This window comes from Acidovorax sp. ACV02, assembly GCF_014851475.1.
GTDB lineage: Bacteria > Pseudomonadota > Gammaproteobacteria > Burkholderiales > Burkholderiaceae_C > Acidovorax > Acidovorax delafieldii.
In genome coordinates, this window is record NZ_JACUZU010000003.1 from 1 (window position 1) to 18,028 (window position 18,028).

15 protein-coding genes and 1 pseudogene are annotated in these 18,028 nt (G+C 67.0%); 7 read left to right on the top strand and 9 right to left on the bottom strand.

Going from position 1 to position 18,028, the window contains the following annotated elements:
- The 4 genes and pseudogenes from IB236_RS07360 to IB236_RS07375 all read right to left on the bottom strand — a co-directional run.
- Positions 1-148 (bottom strand): annotated as a pseudogene (locus IB236_RS07360) (electron transfer flavoprotein subunit beta/FixA family protein); the annotation flags it as partial.
- 224 nt (positions 149-372) lie between these two features.
- Positions 373-1,701: a mechanosensitive ion channel family protein gene (locus IB236_RS07365; protein WP_192419817.1), complete on the bottom strand. Its 1,329-nt coding sequence runs from the start codon at positions 1,699-1,701 to the stop codon at positions 373-375.
- Between the two features lie 11 nt (positions 1,702-1,712).
- Positions 1,713-2,504: an enoyl-CoA hydratase gene (locus IB236_RS07370; RefSeq protein ID WP_192419819.1), complete on the bottom strand. Its 792-nt coding sequence runs from the start codon at positions 2,502-2,504 to the stop codon at positions 1,713-1,715.
- A 140-nt stretch (positions 2,505-2,644) separates the two neighbouring features.
- Positions 2,645-3,550, bottom strand: a complete 906-nt coding sequence (locus IB236_RS07375) for a histone deacetylase family protein (protein ID WP_056058384.1) — start codon at positions 3,548-3,550, stop codon at positions 2,645-2,647.
- A gap of 101 nt (positions 3,551-3,651) precedes the next feature.
- Between IB236_RS07375 and IB236_RS07380 the strand changes: the two genes are divergently transcribed.
- From IB236_RS07380 to IB236_RS07405, 6 genes are all read left to right on the top strand, one after another.
- Complete coding sequence (locus IB236_RS07380; RefSeq protein ID WP_056058381.1) at positions 3,652-4,572, top strand: MoxR family ATPase; 921 nt, start codon at positions 3,652-3,654, stop codon at positions 4,570-4,572.
- 3 nt (positions 4,573-4,575) lie between these two features.
- Positions 4,576-5,619 (top strand): DUF58 domain-containing protein, encoded by a 1,044-nt coding sequence (locus IB236_RS07385; RefSeq protein WP_056058379.1) that lies wholly within the window; start codon positions 4,576-4,578, stop codon positions 5,617-5,619.
- Between the two features lie 125 nt (positions 5,620-5,744).
- Positions 5,745-7,784 (top strand): DUF3488 and transglutaminase-like domain-containing protein, encoded by a 2,040-nt coding sequence (locus IB236_RS07390; RefSeq protein WP_192419823.1) that lies wholly within the window; start codon positions 5,745-5,747, stop codon positions 7,782-7,784.
- Positions 7,785-7,946: 162 nt separating this feature from the next.
- Positions 7,947-9,059 carry a lytic murein transglycosylase B gene (gene mltB, locus IB236_RS07395; protein WP_192419825.1) on the top strand — a complete coding sequence of 371 codons (1,113 nt, stop codon included), beginning with the start codon at positions 7,947-7,949 and terminating at the stop codon, positions 9,057-9,059.
- 175 nt (positions 9,060-9,234) lie between these two features.
- On the top strand, positions 9,235-10,227 hold the full coding sequence (locus IB236_RS07400) for an ABC transporter ATP-binding protein (RefSeq protein WP_192419827.1): 993 nt from the start codon (positions 9,235-9,237) through the stop codon (positions 10,225-10,227).
- A gap of 5 nt (positions 10,228-10,232) precedes the next feature.
- Positions 10,233-10,994, top strand: a complete 762-nt coding sequence (locus IB236_RS07405) for an ABC transporter permease (RefSeq protein ID WP_192420555.1) — start codon at positions 10,233-10,235, stop codon at positions 10,992-10,994.
- A gap of 46 nt (positions 10,995-11,040) precedes the next feature.
- Here IB236_RS07405 and IB236_RS07410 read toward each other — a convergent pair whose 3' ends face one another.
- Entirely contained in the window at positions 11,041-12,384 is a 1,344-nt protein-coding gene (locus IB236_RS07410) for a branched-chain amino acid ABC transporter substrate-binding protein (protein WP_192419829.1), read from the bottom strand.
- A gap of 92 nt (positions 12,385-12,476) precedes the next feature.
- On the opposite strand from IB236_RS07410, the gene IB236_RS07415 reads away from it, so the two are divergent.
- Positions 12,477-12,866: an Hsp20/alpha crystallin family protein gene (locus tag IB236_RS07415; protein ID WP_056744019.1), complete on the top strand. Its 390-nt coding sequence runs from the start codon at positions 12,477-12,479 to the stop codon at positions 12,864-12,866.
- Positions 12,867-13,020: 154 nt separating this feature from the next.
- Here IB236_RS07415 and IB236_RS07420 read toward each other — a convergent pair whose 3' ends face one another.
- From IB236_RS07420 to IB236_RS07435, 4 genes are all read right to left on the bottom strand, one after another.
- A complete protein-coding gene (locus IB236_RS07420; protein WP_056744017.1) occupies positions 13,021-14,226 on the bottom strand; it encodes an ABC transporter permease in 1,206 nt (401 codons plus the stop codon).
- The gene (locus tag IB236_RS07425; protein WP_056744015.1) at positions 14,226-15,002 is read right to left on the bottom strand and encodes an ABC transporter ATP-binding protein; all 777 of its coding nucleotides are present in this window, start codon (positions 15,000-15,002) and stop codon (positions 14,226-14,228) included. Before IB236_RS07425 ends, IB236_RS07420 begins: the two co-directional genes overlap by 1 nt.
- Positions 14,999-16,363 (bottom strand): efflux RND transporter periplasmic adaptor subunit, encoded by a 1,365-nt coding sequence (locus tag IB236_RS07430; protein ID WP_056744013.1) that lies wholly within the window; start codon positions 16,361-16,363, stop codon positions 14,999-15,001. The genes IB236_RS07425 and IB236_RS07430 overlap by 4 nt, the downstream gene beginning before the upstream one ends.
- Positions 16,364-16,519: 156 nt before the next feature.
- Positions 16,520-17,971: an efflux transporter outer membrane subunit gene (locus IB236_RS07435; RefSeq protein ID WP_225581026.1), complete on the bottom strand. Its 1,452-nt coding sequence runs from the start codon at positions 17,969-17,971 to the stop codon at positions 16,520-16,522.
- Positions 17,972-18,028 lie beyond the last annotated feature (57 nt).

An 18,028-nucleotide genomic window follows, 5' to 3' on the forward strand; every position in this document is an offset into this window, starting at 1 on the left:
TCAGGCGCACGGCCTCTTCAACGGCGATTTCGTCAAAGGGGTTCATGCTCATCTTCACGTTGGCGATGTCCACACCCGTGTTGTCCGACTTCACGCGGACCTTCACGTTGTAGTCCACCACGCGCTTGACAGGGACCAAGACCTTCATTGCTGCGGCTCCTAGAGAGTTGGTTGAATTGACGTTTACGTAAACTAGAACATTCTATGTCGCACTGCAGCGAAAGCGCTACGGAGCCACCACACAGACTGCACAATCACAAAAAAGAACGATCGTGCTTTTTGTGAATTATAGGCGAGTGAACCCGGACAGTGTCTAGAGTTTGCTGTCGCCTGCGCTACCGGGCACCCGCCGGGGTATCACCCTGCACCGGATCAACTCGCCGAAGCCGGTGCTGGCGCGGGCGCCCCGCCCGGCGACATCGCTGCAGGGACTGCGCCATCGACCTGCACATGCATGACCCGCTGGGGGTAAGGGATTTCGATCTGGTGGGCCCGCAGCGCACTCAGGATGGCCCGGTTGATGTCCGAGCGCAGTCCCAGGGATCCGTTTTCAGGGTCTGCAATCCAGAAGCCCACGGTGAACTCCAGCCCATCGGCCCCGAAGGCCGACAGCGCGGCGCTGGGGGCGGGGTCGCGCAGCACGCGCGGGCTGACCAGGGCGGCATCGGTGAGCAACTGGGCCACCTGGTCCACATCGCTCTCATAGGCCACGCTGACCACGGTGGACATCCACACGCGCGGGTCTGACAGCGACAGGTTTTCCACCCGCTGGGTGATCAAGAGTTCGTTGGGCACGATGGATTCGCGCCCCGAAGGCGAGCGGATGACGGTGTAGCGGGCATTGATTTGCGTGATGCGCCCCTCGAACGTATCGAGCTTGACGTTGTCGCCGATGCGCATGCTGCGCTCGGCCAGGATTACAAAACCGCTCACATAGTTGGCCGCCAGCTTCTGCAGGCCGAAGCCAATGCCCACGCCGACCGCACCGCCCAGCACCGACAGCGCAGTCAGGTCGATGCCCACCGACGACAAGGCCACCAGCAAGCCCACAAACACCAGCAGCGCCCGCACCGCATTGCTCACCGCCTTGCGCAGCGACAGCTCGGCACCCGTGGCCGAGCGCAGCAGCCGCGACTCGATGGCTGCCGATATCCACAGGGCAATCAGCAGCACTGCCGCTGCGGTGACCGCCCCTTCGATGATGGTGCGCACCGACAGCGTCGCCCCGCCCACTTTCCAGTGGATCTGGTCCAGCTCGTCCAGCACCAGCGGCAGCAGCCCGGTGACCCACAGCACCATGCCCAGCCACGCCATCCAGGAGATGGAGCGCTCAATGGGCCGCACCCAGGCAGCGTCCGGGTAGGCCACCTGCAGCACCTTCACGCCAATGCGAATGACCACCAGCGCCACCAGCACCGGGATCGCAATCTTGAAAGCCGCCAGCGCCACCCAGTGGTGCAGCAGGGTGCGCGCGATGTAGGCCAGACTCAGCAGCACCAGCGGAAACAGCGCGCCATCCACGATCCGTACACCAAACAGGATGGAGCGCGGGTCGCCCCGGCGCAGGCCGCGCTGCAGCAGCGCCACCAGCCCCCAGGCCAGGCCCACGCAGACTGCCAAAACAGCCAGCTCCACCAGCACCGTGGGGCTGAGAAAGGCCTGCACCCACAGGCCCACATCGTCGAGCATCGGCTTGTCCATCGTGCTGTGCCTCAACGCTTCCAGGCGGGCTGGCGTTTTTCGGCAAACGCACGGGCGCCCTCCTGGGCGGCCGGGTCCATCATGTTGGTGGCCATGGTCTGGCCTGCCAGCTGGTAGGCGGCATCAATGCCCAGCTCGCGCTGCTGGTACACCAGCGCCTTGCCCATGGCCACGGCCACACGGGGCTTTTGCAGGATGGATTGCACCAGTTGCTCGACCTCGGCATCCAGCGCATCGGCGGGCACCACCCGGTTCACCAGCCCTTGCGCGAGTGCCGTGGGCGCATCCATGAAGTCGCCGGTGAGCAACATTTCCATCGCCCGCTTGGCGGGCACATTGCGCACCAACGGCACGCTCGGCGTTGCGCAGAACAGGCCGTAGTGGATGCCACTGGTGGCAAAACTCGCGCTGTCGGCCGCCGCGGCCAGGTCACACTGCGCCACCAGCTGGCAGCCTGCGGCCGTCGCCATGCCCTGAACCCTGGCGATCACGGGTACTGGCAGCTTGTGGATGGTCAGCATCATGCGGCTGCATTGCGCAAACAGCTTTTGGTAGTACGCCAGGTTCGGGTTCGCCGCCATGTCCTTGAGGTTGTGCCCGGCACAGAAGGCCTTGCCTGCTGCGGCCAGCACGACCACGCGCACAGCCTCGTCGCGGCCCGCTTCGTCCAGCGCCTGTTGCAGGGCTGTCAGCATTTCAGAGCCCAACGCATTGAAGCGTGCAGGGTCGTTCAAGGTGAGGGTGATCACACCGCGCGTATCACGGGTGATCAGCAGCAGCTCGTCAGAATTTGGAATCGTCATGTTGTTTCTCCTGTGCACAGCGATGCGAGGGGCGTTTGAAACAGGCGCGCATGAGGCCAGTGCCACCGTGGAGCTGGCTCCGCCAGGCCACGGGTGGCGTCCCCCTCAGGGGGGAGACGCCGCAGGCGGCTCAGGGGGAGTCAAAGATCAGCCAGAACCCGCAGATGCGCCTCCACGCTGCGCGCCAGCGGCCCCATCACGTAGCCACCCTCCAGGCACGACACGATGCGGCCCTTCGAGTAGCGCCGGGCCACGTCCTTCACGCGCTGGGTGATCCAGGTGTAGTCCTGCTCGGTCAGGCCCAGCTGGCCCATGTCGTCCTCGCGGTGGCCGTCAAAGCCCGCGCTCACAAAAATCATCTCGGGCTTGAAGGCCTCCAGCCGGGGCATCCACATCATCTCGATGATCTCGCGGATGTCCATGCCGCGTGTGTACGCGGGCACCGGCACGTTGACCATGTTGGGGGCGGGATCGTGGTCGCCGCTGTAGGGGTAGAACGGATGCTGGAAGATGCTCACCATCAGCGCCCGCGGGTCATTGGCCAGGATGTCCTCGGTGCCATTGCCGTGGTGCACGTCAAAGTCCACCACCGCCACGCGCTGCAGGTTGTAGCGCTGCAGCGCATATTTCACCGCCACCGCCACGTTGTTGAAAAAGCAAAAGCCCATCGCTTTGTCGCGGCAGGCATGGTGCCCCGGGGGGCGCACGGAGCAGAAGGCATTTTCGACCTCGCCTGCCATCACCGCGTCGGTGGCGGCCAGCGCAGCACCCGCAGCACGCAGCGACGCCTTCCAGGTGTGGGCGTTGATGGAGGTGTCGGTGTCAATCTGCGCATAGCTGGGGCCGCCGGCCATCAGCTCTTCGTTGAGCCGGTCAGACATCCCGCGCAAGGCGGCGATGTGCATGCGGCCATGGGCCAGTTCGATGTCGGCCAGCGAGGCTTCCGGGGCTTCGTAGCGCTCCAGCGCATCTCCCACGCCAGTGACCAGCAAACGGTCTTCAATCGCATCCAGCCGCTCGGGGCATTCGGGGTGGCCCGGGCCCATCTCGTGCTTCCAACAATCCCGATGGGTGAAATAGCCCGTCTTGCTCACAGTCTTGTCCCCGCGTCTCGCATTTTTTGCCGTTTTTCGGATAACGTCGTGCCATGAATGCACAGCACAAGATCAAATCGCTTCTGGATCAGCTTAACACGGTGATCGTGGGCAAAAAGGCCCAGGTTCAGGACTGCGTGGCCTGCCTGCTGGCGGGGGGGCATCTGCTCATTGAAGACGTGCCGGGTGTGGGCAAGACCACACTGGCGCACGCGTTGTCCCACACCTTTGGGCTGCAGTTTTCGCGCGTCCAGTTCACTGCCGACCTCATGCCCAGCGACCTGACCGGCGTGTCGGTATACGAACGTGGCAAGGAAGCCTTTGTGTTCCACCCCGGCCCGGTGTTTGCCCAGGTGCTGCTGGCAGACGAAATCAACCGCGCCAGCCCCAAGACGCAAAGCGCCCTGCTGGAAGCCATGGAAGAAAAGCAGGTGTCGGTCGAGGGCGAAACCCGCGCCCTGCCCCACCCCTTCTTCGTGATCGCCACCCAGAACCCACACGACCAGCTGGGCACCTTTGCGCTGCCCGAGTCACAACTTGACCGCTTCTTGATGCGCATCTCCATCGGCTACCCCGACCGCGCCGCCGAGCGCCTGCTGCTGTCGGGCGCCGACCGGCGCGACATGGTGAGCAGCCTGCTGCCCCTGCTGTCCGCCGACGAACTGGCCGAGCTGCAGCGCCAGGTGCAGGCCGTGCACACCGCAGACCCCCTGCTCAACTACGTGCAGGACCTGATCGCCGCCACCCGCTCGGGCCGCTGGTTCTTGCAGGGCCTGTCGCCCCGCGCGGGCATTGCCATGCTGCGCGCCGCCAAGGCCCAGGCGCTCATCAGCGGGCGCGACTATGTGGCGCCGGACGATGTGCAGGCCGTGCTGCCGCAAACCATTGCCCACCGCCTGGTGCCCGTGGGCGACGCCGGGCGCGGCGCGGTCGAGCAGGTGCGCGCCATGGTCGACGCCGTGCCGCTGCCCTGATCAATGGAATCCGCCGCCCACCCTTCCCTCACGACGACCACGGGCTGGCGCGGCCTGGCCGCGCGGCTCAGCCCCGTGGCGCGCCTTCGCAGGCGCTTCCAGCGCTGGTGGCAGGCACGCCTGCCGCTGTCCGACACGCTGCAGCTCACCCAGCGCAATGTCTACATCCTGCCCACCAGCTCGGGCTGGATGCTGGCGCTCACGCTCGTGGTGCTGCTGGTGGCCTCCATCAACTACCAGCTCAACCTGGGCTACCTGCTGACCTTTTTGCTGGCTGGCAGCGCGGTGGTGGGCATGCACATCTGCCACGCCAACCTGCGCGGGCTGACGCTGCACCTGAAGGCCCCCGAGCCACATTTTCTGGGCACCAGCACGGCGTTTGAGATCCAGCTGTCCAGTGATCGCAAGTCGCCGCGTTATGGCATTGCCCTGGCCGTGCACGGCACCGGCAAGGCCGAACACCACTGGGCCTGGACCGACGTGCCCGCCCAGGGCCAGGCCAGCGTGCAGGTGGCCTTCCAGCCCGGGCGCCGGGGGCTGCACCGCGTGCCCACACTGACGGCCGAAACGCGGTTTCCGCTGGGCACCTTCCGCGTGTGGACCTATTGGCGCCCTGCTGCCGAGGTGCTGGTGTACCCCGCGCCCGAGGTGCCGCCACAACCCCTGCCGCCGGGCGAGCCCCGCGCAGGGGGCACGGGCAACGCGCCGTCGCAGGGCATCGGCGAATTCGACGGCGTGCGGGCCTACCGGCGGGGCGACCCGCTCAAACTGGTGGTCTGGAAGAAGGCGGCGAAGTCGCTGGCCACCGGCACCGATGACCTGGTGAGCCGTGACGCGCAACAGGCCCAGCGGCACGAGCTGTGGCTGGACCTGGCCCACGCCGCCTTGCCCAACCATGAGGCACGCGTGTCGCGCCTGACGGCCTGGGTGCTGCAAGCCGACCGCCTGGGCCTGGACTATGGCCTGCGCCTGCCCGGCACCGAGATCGCGCCCGACACGGGGGCCGCCCACCGCCGCCGCTGCCTGGAGGCGTTGGCCCTGTGTTGACCTGCCACTGCCCATTCCTGCCGAATTTGGTCCCTATCGGCTCCAAGCGCATATTCTTATTGACCGAATAGCTATCAAATAAATAGCATCATGAAATCCATCCTCCCCCGTTCCACCGCTCAGCCATGACCCTGCGTCAGACGCTCAACGCACTGCCGCGCGACGCGCGCGACACGCTGTTCCTGCTCGTCGTGATTGCGTGGGTCATCGCCCCGCAGGTCAACGTGTTGCCTGTATGGGCGAGCCTGCTGGCGGCCGGACTGATGCTGTGGCGCGGCTGGCTGGCCTTCAAGGGCCGCCCGCTGCCGACGCGCTGGGTGCTGGCCGTTCCGCTGGTGATCGCGGTGGCGGGCACGCTGTACACCCACCGCACCATCCTGGGCCGTGATGCCGGGGTGACGCTGATCGTGATGCTGCTGGCGCTCAAGATGCTGGAACTGCGCGCGCGGCGCGACGCGCTGGTGGTGTTCTTCCTGGGCTTCTTCACGATGCTCAGCAACTTCTTCTTCTCGCAGTCGCTGTTCACGGCCGCTGCCATGCTGCTGGGGCTGCTGGGGCTGCTCACTGCGCTGGTCAACGCCCACATGCCTGTGGGACGGCCACCACTGTCGCAGGCACTGCGCACCGCAGGCACCATGGCGCTGCTGGGCGCGCCCATCATGGCGGCGCTGTTCATGCTGTTCCCGCGCATGGCACCCCTGTGGGGCATGCCCAGCGACACCATGAGCGGCCGCAGCGGCCTGTCCGGCGTGATGAAGGTGGGCAACATTGCCGAGCTGGCGCTGGACGACACGGTGGCCATGCGCGTGCGGTTTGACACCCCTGACGGCGCCGCGCCACCGCAGAGCGACCTGTACTTCCGCGGCCCGGTGTTCGGCACCTTCGACGGTGTCGAATGGCATCCGGTGTCGCCCCGCCCCGGGGATTATTCGCAGGCACGCGCCAGCACCGTCGCCAACCTGCGCGTGCAAGGCCAGCCTGTGCGCTACGAAGTGACGCTGGAGCCCCACCAGCGCCCCTGGCTGCTGCTGCTGGACGCCGCGGTGGACAAGCCCGCCGTGGCCGGCATGGAGACCTTCATGACGCAGGACCTGCAGTGGCTGACCACCCGCGCAGTGACCGATGTGGTGCGCTACAAGGCCGAAAGCTACCCACAGTTTGCCCATGGCCCCAGCGCCCCCAACGCCGCCCTGCGCACCTATACCGAGCTGCCCACCGGCTTCAACCCCCGCACGCTGGCGCTGGCCCAGCAACTGCGCAACGACCCCCAGCTCAACCCCAACCCCGCGCAAGACAACGCCGAGACCCTCGTCAATGCCGCCCTGAACCGCCTGCGCACCGGCGGATATGTGTACACGCTGGAGCCCGGCGTGTACGGCCAGCACACGGCCGACGAGTTCTGGTTTGACCGCAAGGAAGGGTTTTGTGAACACATCTCCTCGGCCTTTGTGGTGCTGATGCGTGCGCTCGACATCCCGGCCCGCATCGTCACCGGTTACCAGGGCGGCGACCGCAACCCCGTGGACAAGCTCTGGACCGTGCGCCAGAGCGACGCCCATGCCTGGGCCGAAGTCTGGCTCTCCGGCCGGGGCTGGGTGCGGGTGGACCCCACGGGTGCCGTGTCGCCCGGCCGCACCGGGGCCTTTCAGCGGCTGCGCGCCCCTCAAGGGGCGTTTGCCACCGCCATGGGCACGGTCATCAGCCCGGGTCTCGCGCAGAACCTGCGCGCCGTGTGGGAGGCCGTCAACAACAGCTGGAACCAGTGGGTGCTCAACTACACGCAAAGCCGCCAGCTGGACCTGCTCAAGTCCCTGGGCTTTGAGTCGCCCAGCTGGCAGGACCTGACCATGGTGCTGGGCATCCTGATGGTCGTGGCAGCCCTCGGAGGCATGGGCTGGAGCCTGTGGGAGCGCAGCCAGCACGACCCCTGGCTGCGCCTGCTGGCCCGCGCCCGCCAGCGCCTGGCCCGTGCAGGCATGGTGTTGCCCGACACCCTGCCGCCCCGGGCCATGGCCGAGCGGGTGCAGGCACAATTCGGCGCACCCGCTGCGGCGGTGGCCGACTGGCTGCTGCGGCTGGAACGCGTACGCTACGCCCCCCACCCCGAGGCCGCCCTGGGCGATTTGCGGCGGGAGTTTCGGAGCATCGCCTGGCCGAAACAGTGAATCATCCCCCTGAGCGGCTGCGCCGCTTCCCCCTTCTCTCGCGCTTTGCGCGGGAAGGGGGACGATGCCCTCGCTGCGGGGCGGCCCTTGCTTGGCATCCCTGGTCTTGGAGCGCGCCGGTATCAGACGCTGCAGGGTGCCACAACATGACGAACCATTGACATGAAGAAGACAGCACCATGGACCGCAGCAGCTATATTTTTGATAGCTGCCTGTGCATTACCCGCTAGCGCAAAGCCCGAAAATCAACCCAAACCGGCGTCCCAGAAAGCGCATGCCAAAGCCGGTCAGGCCCACCAGGGGCGGGCCAGTGCCAAGGCCCCTGTGCTCTACGCATCGCGCCCCGAGGCCATGGACTTTGCCGACGACCTGGCCGCGCGCCGCGACCTGGACCGCGAATGGGTGCGCCAGGCCATTGGGCAGGCGCATTTCCTGCCCCAGGTGCCCAAGCTCATGCTGCCGCCCGCCAAGGGCACGGCCAAGAACTGGCGCGTGTACCGCAGTCGCTTCATCGACCCCATCCGCATCCGTGCAGGCGTGCGTTTCTGGCAGGAGAACCAGGCCACGCTGGAGCGTTCCGAGCGCGAGTTTGGTGTGCCCGCAGAGATCATCGTGGGCATCATCGGGGTGGAGACTATCTATGGCCAGCAGATGGGTACCTTCCGCGTGATGGACGCGCTAGCCACGCTGGCGTTCGACTTTCCCTCCGCCCACCCGCGCACCAAGGAGCGCACCGAGTTCTTCCGCCGCGAGCTGGAGCAGTTCCTGAGCCTCACCAACCGCAGCAACACCGACCCGTTTGAGCCACGCGGCAGCTATGCCGGCGCCATGGGCCTGGGCCAGTTCATGCCATCGAGCTGGGTGCGCTATGCGGTGGACTTTGATGGCGACGGCCGCGTGGACCTGTTCAAGAGCCCGGCCGACGCCATTGGCTCGGTGGCCAACTACTTCCGCGGCCACGGCTGGACGCCCGGCATGCCCACGCACTTTGGGGTGCAGTTCGACAATGCGCGCCTGCAGCTGGACGACCTGCTCGCCCCCGACATCCTGCCCACCTTCAGTGCCGCGAGCATGTTGGCCAAGGGCGCCGTGCTGGACGCCCAGGGCGTGCAGCACACGGGCCCGCTGGCGCTGGTGGAACTGCAAAACGGCAACGATGCGCCCAGCTACGTGGCGGGCACCGAAAACTTCTACGCCATCACGCGCTACAACTGGTCGAGCTACTACGCCATGGCCGTCATCGAGCTGGGGCGCGAGGTGGCGGCAGCGCGCTGACCGCTGCCCCACCGCTGCGTACCACTCGCCGAACGGCGCAACCCGGGGGTTTCTGCGGGCTCGGGGCCCCCGCCCAGCACACTTGTGCAAGTCAGTCCACAATGCCCGGCTTTGACCGCTTGCACAGCGGCCCGGCCACGGCGGAACGCCCTGGCCCTCCCAGAGAACCCTCCCAATGCCTGCATCACCTTCTCCAGCACCCGACACGGACGCCATCGTCCGTGTACGCGGCCTGAGCAAAACCTACGCCGGCGGCTTTCAGGCACTCAAGAACATCGACCTGGACATCCGGCGCGGCGAGATCTTTGCCCTGCTGGGGCCCAATGGCGCGGGCAAGACCACGCTGATCAGCGTGATTTGTGGCATGAGCAATGCCACGGCGGGGTCCGTCACGGCCGATGGACACGACACGGTGCGCGACTACCGCGCAGCCCGCGCTGCCATTGGCCTGGTGCCCCAGGAGCTGCACACCGACTCGTTCGAGACGGTGTGGGCCACGGTGAACTTCAGCCGGGGGCTTTTCGGCAAGGCCCCCAACCCCGCGTACATCGAGAAAATCCTCAAGGACGTGTCGCTGTGGGACAAGAAGGACAACAAGATCCTCGCGCTGTCAGGCGGCATGAAGCGCCGCGTGCTGATCGCCAAGGCACTGTCGCACGAGCCCAAGATTTTGTTCCTGGACGAGCCCAGCGCCGGCGTGGATGTGGAGCTGCGCCACGACATGTGGCGCCTGGTGCGGGAACTGCGTGACGCGGGCACCACCATCATCCTGACCACCCACTACCTGGAAGAAGCCGAGGACATGGCCGACCGCATCGGCGTGATCCGCAAGGGCGAGTTGATCGTGGTGGAAGACAAGGCCGTGCTGATGCGCAAGCTGGGCAAGAAAGTGCTGGCCATCACGCTGCAGCAGCCCATGGCGCAAGTGCCCGCACCGCTCGCCCGCTGGCCTCTGGCCCTGAGCCAGGGCGGCACCGTCCTGACGTACACGTTCGACATGCAGCAGGAAGACACCGGCATCGCCGCCCTGCTGCGCGCCCTGACCGAGCACGGCATCGACTTCAAGGACCTGCACTCCAGCGAAAGCTCGCTCGAAGACATCTTCGTCAGCCTGGTGCACCAGGACAAGGTCCCAACCCCTTCGCCCCAGAAAGCGATCCCAGCATGACCGGTGTGAACCTGCATGGCGTGCGCGCCATCTACCGCTTCGAAATGAACCGCGCCTTCCGCACGTGGATGCAGAGCCTCATTGCGCCCGTGCTCACCACCGCGCTGTACTTCATCGTCTTCGGCTCCGCCATCGGCTCGCGCATGGGCGACATCGGCGGGGTGAGCTATGGCGCCTACATCATCCCCGGCCTGCTCATGCTGTCGCTGCTCTCCGAGAGCATCTCCAACTCGGCCTTTGGCATCTACATGCCCAAATGGTCGGGCACCATCTACGAGCTGCTGAGCGCGCCGGTCAACTGGGTGGAGGTGCTGCTGGGCTACGTGGGCGCGGCAGCCAGCAAGTCGCTGCTGGTGTCGGTGCTCATCCTGTCCACCGCCCGGGTGTTCGTTCCGTACGAGGTGGCGCACCCCGTCTGGATGGTGGGCTTTCTGGTGCTTACCGCCGTCACGTTCTGCCTGTTCGGCTTCCTCATTGGCCTGTGGTCGGACAGCTTTCAAAAGCTGCAGGTCATCCCGCTGCTGGTGATCACGCCGCTCACCTTTCTGGGCGGGGCGTTTTACAGCATCAGCATGCTGCCACCGTTCTGGCAGACCGTCTCGTTGTTCAACCCGGTGGTCTATCTCATCAGCGGGCTGCGGTGGGCGTTCTATGGCCATGCCGACGTGCACATCGCGGTGAGCACCAGCATGACCTTGGTGTTCATGGCCCTGTGCCTCGCCGTGGTGCGGTGGGTGTTCAAGACGGGCCACCGCATCCGGCGCTGAGCGCGATCACCCCGGGCGCCCCGGCCTCCCGCGGCGAATCCACGTTTCAGTAGCGCTGCATCTGGCAGCTGTGCGGCTGCTGCGCCTTGGCCGCTGCGATCTGCCGCACCACGCGGAAGCCGTAGCCCGAGCCTTCCACATCGAACTTCACGCCGGGGGCGCCTTTCTTGTCCATCACGCCCACCGCCAGGGCCTGCTGGAACTGGTGGTCGGCCGCACGCATGGTGCCGCCCTGGCCGGCCAGTTGCACGTTGGCCGACTCCATCTGGCGCGCGACGGCCACCACGTCGGTGCTGCCTGCACGCTCGATCGACTGGGCGAGGGCCTCCACCATCAGCTGCATGCGCATGTGCACGTAGTCGTCCTGCGGCTTGGGAAAGCGCGTGCGGAAGGATTGGTAGAACGCCTCGCTCTGCGCGCCCGGCACATTGGGCAGCCAGTCGGCCACGGCCACCACCTTGCCGATGCCTGCGTCGCCAATCGCGGCGGGAGCGCCCAGCGCGTTGCCGTAGAAGGTGTAGAAGCTGCCCTCGTAGCCCACGTCCCGCGCGGCCTTGACCAGCAGCGTGAGGTCGTTGCCCCAGTTGCCGGTGACCACGGCCTGCGCGCCGCTGGTCTTGATCTTGACGGCATAGGGCGCAAAGTCCTTCACGCGGCCGATGGGGTGCAGCTCTTCGCCCACCACGGCCACATCGGGGCGCTGGGCGGCCAGCTGCTTCTTGGCCTCGCGCAGCACGGCCTGGCCAAAACTGTAGTCCTGGCCGATGAGGTAGACGCTCTTCAAGGCCTTGTCCTCGCGCATCACCTCCATCAGCGCGGCCATGCGCATGTCGGCATGGGCATCAAAACGGAAGTGCCAGAAGCTGCACTTCTCGTTGGTGAGGATGGGGTCCACCGCCGAGTAGTTGAGGAACAGCACGCGCTTGTTTGGCTCGCGCTCGTTGTGCTTGTTGATGGCCTCGATCAGCACGGCGGCCGTGGACGACGAATTGCCCTGCAGGATGACCTGCGCACCATCGTCAATCGCGGCGCGCAGGGCAGACAGGGCTTCTTCGTTCTGGCCTTTGCTGTCGTAGCGCTCCAGCACCAGAGGGCGGGGGCCGCCGCTGCTGGCAGGCAGCTGCACGCCGCCGCGTGCGTTCACGCGCTCCATGGCCCAGTAGATGTTGCGGTACACAGCCTCGCCCGTGTTGGCAAACGGGCCCGACAGGCTTTCGATGAGCGCCAGCTTGACCGGCCTGGCCTGGTCCACGCCTGCCGAGGGCGGGGTCTGCGCTTGCGCGGCAGGCGCCAAGGCCACGGCGCCTGCAAGGGCCACTGCGGCTGCCCAAACGGTGTGACGTAATGCCGCAGCGCCTGATTTCAAGCCCACAGATTGCAATTTATTCATGGCATTTTTCCCTTGAAATGCGGCGTGGCCGCACACACCTCTCTGCCATGCGGCGACCACGTCGAGAGCCGCGCAGTGTATAGGAGTTACCCATGATCTTCGCCCCCGTGATCCGCCGCGCCGCTTATGCCCAAGCCCCCCGTTCCGCCGACCTGGCGCTGCAACGTTTTCTGATGGGCGCGCTGGCACACCCTGCCGCAGCACCCGCTGCGGGCTGCACCGTGACGCAGGACGAAAAGGCCACCACCTTGCAGCTGGACGTACCCGGCCTGGCCCGCGAACAGCTCTCGATCAGCATTGAAGGCCAGGTGGTGCAGGTGCAAAGCGTGGAAGGCGCACCGCGCAAGGTGCAGCGCGCGTGGGAGCTGCCCACCGAGATTGACGCCAGCGCCAGCACCGCCAAGCTGGAAAACGGCGTGCTGACCCTGACACTGGTCCGCCTGGAGCCCGTGAGCAAGGCCACCACGCTGACCATTCACTGAGACCGGCCGCTCCCAAGGCGATGGCGCATGACGGCCATTGCTATATTTTCAATAGCAATCAAGGCATGATGCACTAGCGCTTCATGCCTTTTTTGCTTGTTTTTTTCCAGGGCACCCGGTCAGGCGCCATTCGGCAGCCAGCCCACGGCCCTGCTCACTCGTGCCGTAGCGCATCGATGGGGTCCATGCGCGCCGCGCGCCGCGCCGGGAAGTAGCCAAACACCACACCGATCCCGGCCGAAAACACAAACGACAGCAGGTTCACGCCGGGGTTGAACAGGTAGGGCACGCCCATCAGCCCCGACAGTGCGAGCGACGCGCCCGTGGCCAGCACGATGCCGATGAGCCCGCCCAAGGCGGCCAGCACCACGGCCTCGATCAGAAACTGCAGCAGCACCTCGCGCTCCAGCGCGCCGATGGCCAGGCGCAGGCCGATCTCGCGTGTGCGCTCGGTCACGCTCACCAGCATGATGTTCATGATGCCGATGCCGCCCACCAGCAGGCTCACGGCGGCCACGGCGCCCAGCAGCGTGGTCAGCACCTTGGTGGTGCCCGAGAGCGTGTCGGCCAGCTGCTTGGTGTCGAGCACATTGAAGTTGTCTTCGTCCGAGTCCGATAGCTTGCGCAGCTCGCGCAGCAGTTGGGTGAGGCTCGTCTTCACCCGCTCGGGGTCGCTGCCGTCCTTCATGGACACCAGCAGCGTGTTCACCCGTGTGTTGCCCGTCACGCGGCGCTGCAGCGTGCGCAGCGGCACCAGCACGGTGTCGTCCTGGTCGTTGCCAAACGCACCCTGCCCTTTGGACGCCAGCACGCCCACCACCTCGCACGAAAACGCCTTCACGCGCAGCTGGCCGCCCACGGCATCGGCCGTGCCAAACAGCTCGCGTCGCACGGTCTCACCGATCAGGCAGACGGCGGCACCCGCGCGCAATTCCGCGTCGGTGAAGACGCGGCCAGTGCGCACCGTCCAGTTGCCGGTCTCCAGCCAGGCGTTGGTGCTGCCGATCACGCTGGTCGTCCAGTTGCGCCCGCCCACCACGGCGGTGGCGGCGGCGCGCGCCTCGGGCGCCACGGCCAGGATGCCGCCGATCTGCTGCGCGATCACGTCGGCATCGGTGTCCTTGAAGGCCGGGGCGCCCGTACCGCCGCCAGGCCCCATGCGTTGGCCGGGGCGCACCTGCAGCAGGTTGGTGCCCAGGCCCGAGATCTGGTTCTGGATGGCCAGCGTGGCGCCATTGCCCAGCGTGACCATGGTGATCACCGCGCTCACGCCGATCACGATGCCCAGGATGGTGAGGAACGAGCGCATGAGATTGCGCCGGATGGAGCGCAGCGCCAGCAGCAGGGTGTTGAGCAACATCAGTGGCCTCCCGCATCCGAACCGGCCACCGCCGGCTGGGCCGATGCCGCATCAGCGTCCAGGCCCTTGGGGTGTGGGTTGGCCGCATCGCTGTCCACCACGCCATCGACAAACCGCACGATGCGCCGCGCGTACTGCGCCATGTCGGGCTCGTGCGTGACCATCAGCACGGTGATGCCGTGGTCGGCGTTCAGGCGCCACAGCAGTTCCATGATCTCGACACTGCGCTGGGTGTCGAGGTTGCCGGTGGGCTCGTCGGCCAGCAGCACATCGGGCTCGGTGACGATCGCGCGCGCAATGGCCACGCGCTGCTGCTGCCCGCCCGACAGCTCGGCGGGCGTGTGGTGTTCCCAGCCTTTGAGGCCCACGGCCTCCAGCGCACGCGCGGCCGCCGCATGGCGCGCGGTGGCGGACTCGCCCCGGTACAGCAGGGGCAGCTCCACGTTCTCTTGCGCCGAGGTGCGCGCCAGCAGGTTGAAGCCCTGGAACACAAAGCCAAAGTAGCGCCGCCGCAGCCGCGCCCGCTCGTCGCGCGAGAGCGACTCCACATGCACGCCCTTGAACAGGTATTCGCCCGTGGTGGGCCGGTCCAGGCAGCCCAGCGTGTTCATGGCCGTGGACTTGCCCGAGCCGCTGGGGCCCATGATGGCCACAAAGTCGCCCTGCGCAATGTCCAAGTCCACGCCCTTGAGCGCCTGAAAGGCCAGCGCCCCTTCGCCATAGACCTTGGTCACGCCACGCAGGCGGATGATGGGGGTGTCGCCCGCCACGCTCATGGCTTGGCCCCTGCCGCGCGCTGGTCGGTGATCACGGCCATGCCGGGCGTGAGGCCCTCGCCCGTGACCTCGGTATGGCGGCCATCGCTGATGCCCACCTGCACATCAATGGGCTTGGCGGCACCGTCCTGCAGCACCCACACCTGCCGCGTCTTGCCCGCGCCATCGCCCGCCTCGCCCCCCGCACCCGGTTTGCGTGGGCCCGAGCCAGACCGCGGCATGCGCGGCATGAGCTGCGACATGATGCCGCCACCACTGCCGCTGCCCGACGCGCCGGGCTTGGCGCCACCCGCCCCGGGTTTCGCATCGGCCCCTGCGGCCTGCGCGGGCGTGAAGCGCAGCGCCGTGTTGGGCACCCGCAGCACATCCTTGCGCTCGGTGGACGTAATGGTGGCCGCCGCCGTCATGCCGGGGCGCAGGCTCATGTCACCGTTGTTCACTTCCAGCCAGGTGATGTAGGTGACCACGTTGTCCGTCTTGGTGGAGCCAAACGACACCCGCGTGACCTGGGCCGGGTAGCGGCGAGAGGGATAGGCACTGACCGTGAAGCTCGCGTCCTGACCCACCTTGACCGAACCCACATCGGCTTCGTCCACACTCACATCCAGCCGCAGCCGCGTGAGGTCTTCGGCCACGGTGAACAGCGTCACTGCTTGCAGCGAAGCGGCCACGGCGTTGCCAGGCTCCACCGTGCGCGTCAGCACCACACCGTCGATGGGCGAGCGGATGGAGGCCTTGGACAGGTTGGTTTCGTCGGTGGACAGCGCGGCGCGTGCGTCCTCGACCGTGGCGCGGGCGCTGGTTTCGTCAGCGCGGGCGCGGTCCAGTGTGGCGCGGCCTGCGTCCAGCTCGGAGGCCGAGGGCACCTTGCCGCCGGACAGGCGGGCCACTTCTTCGAGCCGGCCAAAGTTGGCAATGGCCTCCTTGGTGGTGGCCACAGCCTGGGCCAGGCGGGCCTGCGCCGACGCCAGCGAGGCACGCGAGCGCAGCACCTGCGATTCAAGCTTGGCGGTATCCAACTCCACCAGCAGCTGCCCTTTCTTGACCTTGTCGTTCACATCCACCAGCACATTGCGCACCGTGCCTGACAACTCGCTGCCAATGGTGACCGAGCGCGTGGGCTGCAGCGTGCCATTGGCCGACACGGTGAGTATGAGATTGCCCCGGCGCAGCTCTTCGGTGACATAGGTGGGTGCAGCGCTGGCGCTCTGGCGCGATTGCCAGGCGTACAAGCCACCGCCCACCACCACGAGCGCTGCCACCCCCAGCCAAACGGTAGTGCGCTGCCACCAACGGCGCGGACGGTCGGCACCCAGGAGTGCTTCGAGGCTGGACGGGGGAGAGGAAGGTTTATCAGTCATAAGATCAAATCAGTTACTCATAGCGCATGAAACTGGCGCGGCCAAAGTGCAGGCAGCAAGCCAAGGTCCGCCCCGCAGTGAGGGCTGCGTCCCCCAGCCCGCATTGCGCAGCAATGCGAGAGCGGGGGGAAGGCGCGCAGCGACTCAGGGGGGGCTTCATGTCTTCCAGCCGCCGCCCAGCGCCTTGTAGAGGCGCACATGGTCTGCTGCGACCGCAGCGGTGGTGGTGGCCACGCTCTCTTGCGTGGACAGCAGCGTGCGTTGCGTCTCCAGCACCGCCTGAAAGTCAATCAATCCGCTGCTATAGCGCTGCTGCGCCAGCAGCGCAGCGTTGCGGGCGGCGTCTGCGGCGGCCGTCAGTCGCTCCAGCTTTTCCCTGTCGCCACGCAAGGCCACCAGCGCGTTCTCCACATCCTGCAGTGCCGTGAGCACGGTGGCTTCGTAGGCCACACGGGCCTGCTCCAGCGCTGCAGACTGCACGCGCACCTGGGCGCGGGCGGCGCCCCCATCCAGCAGCGGGATGGACACGCTGCCCAGCAAGGCACTGGTCACCGCACCGCCGCCCGACAGCGCGCCCAGCGTGAGGGCGCGAAGGCCCAGCGAGCCACCGAGGGAGAAGCTGGGGTAGCGCGCCGCATCGGCCTGCGACACGCGCGCCAGGGCGGCTGCAATGCGCTGCTCGGCCGCACGCACATCGGGGCGCTGGCGCAGCGTCTCGGCCGGGATTGCCAGCGCCAGTTCTGCGGTGGGCTGCGGCACGGGCGCACCGGTGGCCATGGTTGCGTCGAGCGCGCCGGGCACCTGGCCTGTCAGCACGGCCAGGCTGTAGCGCGACTGAGCCAAGCTGGCTTCTAGGCTGGGAATCTGCGCGGCGGTCTGCTCGGCCGCTGCACGGGCCTGCTCGGTGACGAGCGAGGTGGTGAGCCCGGCCTGCAGGCGCCACTGGGTGATCTGCAAGGTCTCCTGCTGGCTGGCCAGGTTGCTGCGCGCAATGGCCAGGCGCTGCTGCAGCCCGCGCAGCTCGATGTAGTTAACGGCCACCTCGGCGGCCAGCGACACCTGCACGTCGGCCAGGCTGGCCTCTGCCGCGCGGGCATCGGCCTCGCTGGCGCTCACGCCGCTGCGCAGGCGGCCAAACACATCGGGCTCCCAGCTCGCATCAAAACCGGCCTGGAAGGTGTTTCCCGTGCTGTTGCCGGCCCGGCTGCGCTGCGCCGAAGCCGATGCGCCCACGCTGGGCAGCAGGCCGGCCGATTGCACATCCACCTGCGCACGCGCCTGCTGCAGCGCGGCCTGGGCGGTGCGCACGCTGGTGTTGGCGCGCAAGGCTTGCTCGACCAGCGAGGTGAGCACAGCATCGTCAAACCGCTGCCACCACTGGGCCAGGGATGTAGCCGTAGCCCCTCGCGCTGTGCCGTTGCCCCCCGCAGACCAGGCCGGGGAAACGGCCACTGCGGGCAATGCGCCATCCGTGGGTGCCAGGCTGGCACACCCCGCGGTGGCCAGCACGCAAAACAACAAGGCCGTTTGCCTCCACGGCACAGCACGCAAAGGTCGCGCTGCGCGGGCAGTGGGTGTGCCGGGAGAGGCCAGTGGGAGAAAACGCATGGGCAGTGGCTACGCAGGGGAAAACCCCATTGTGAGCAGCGATTGCGCCCACAAGGT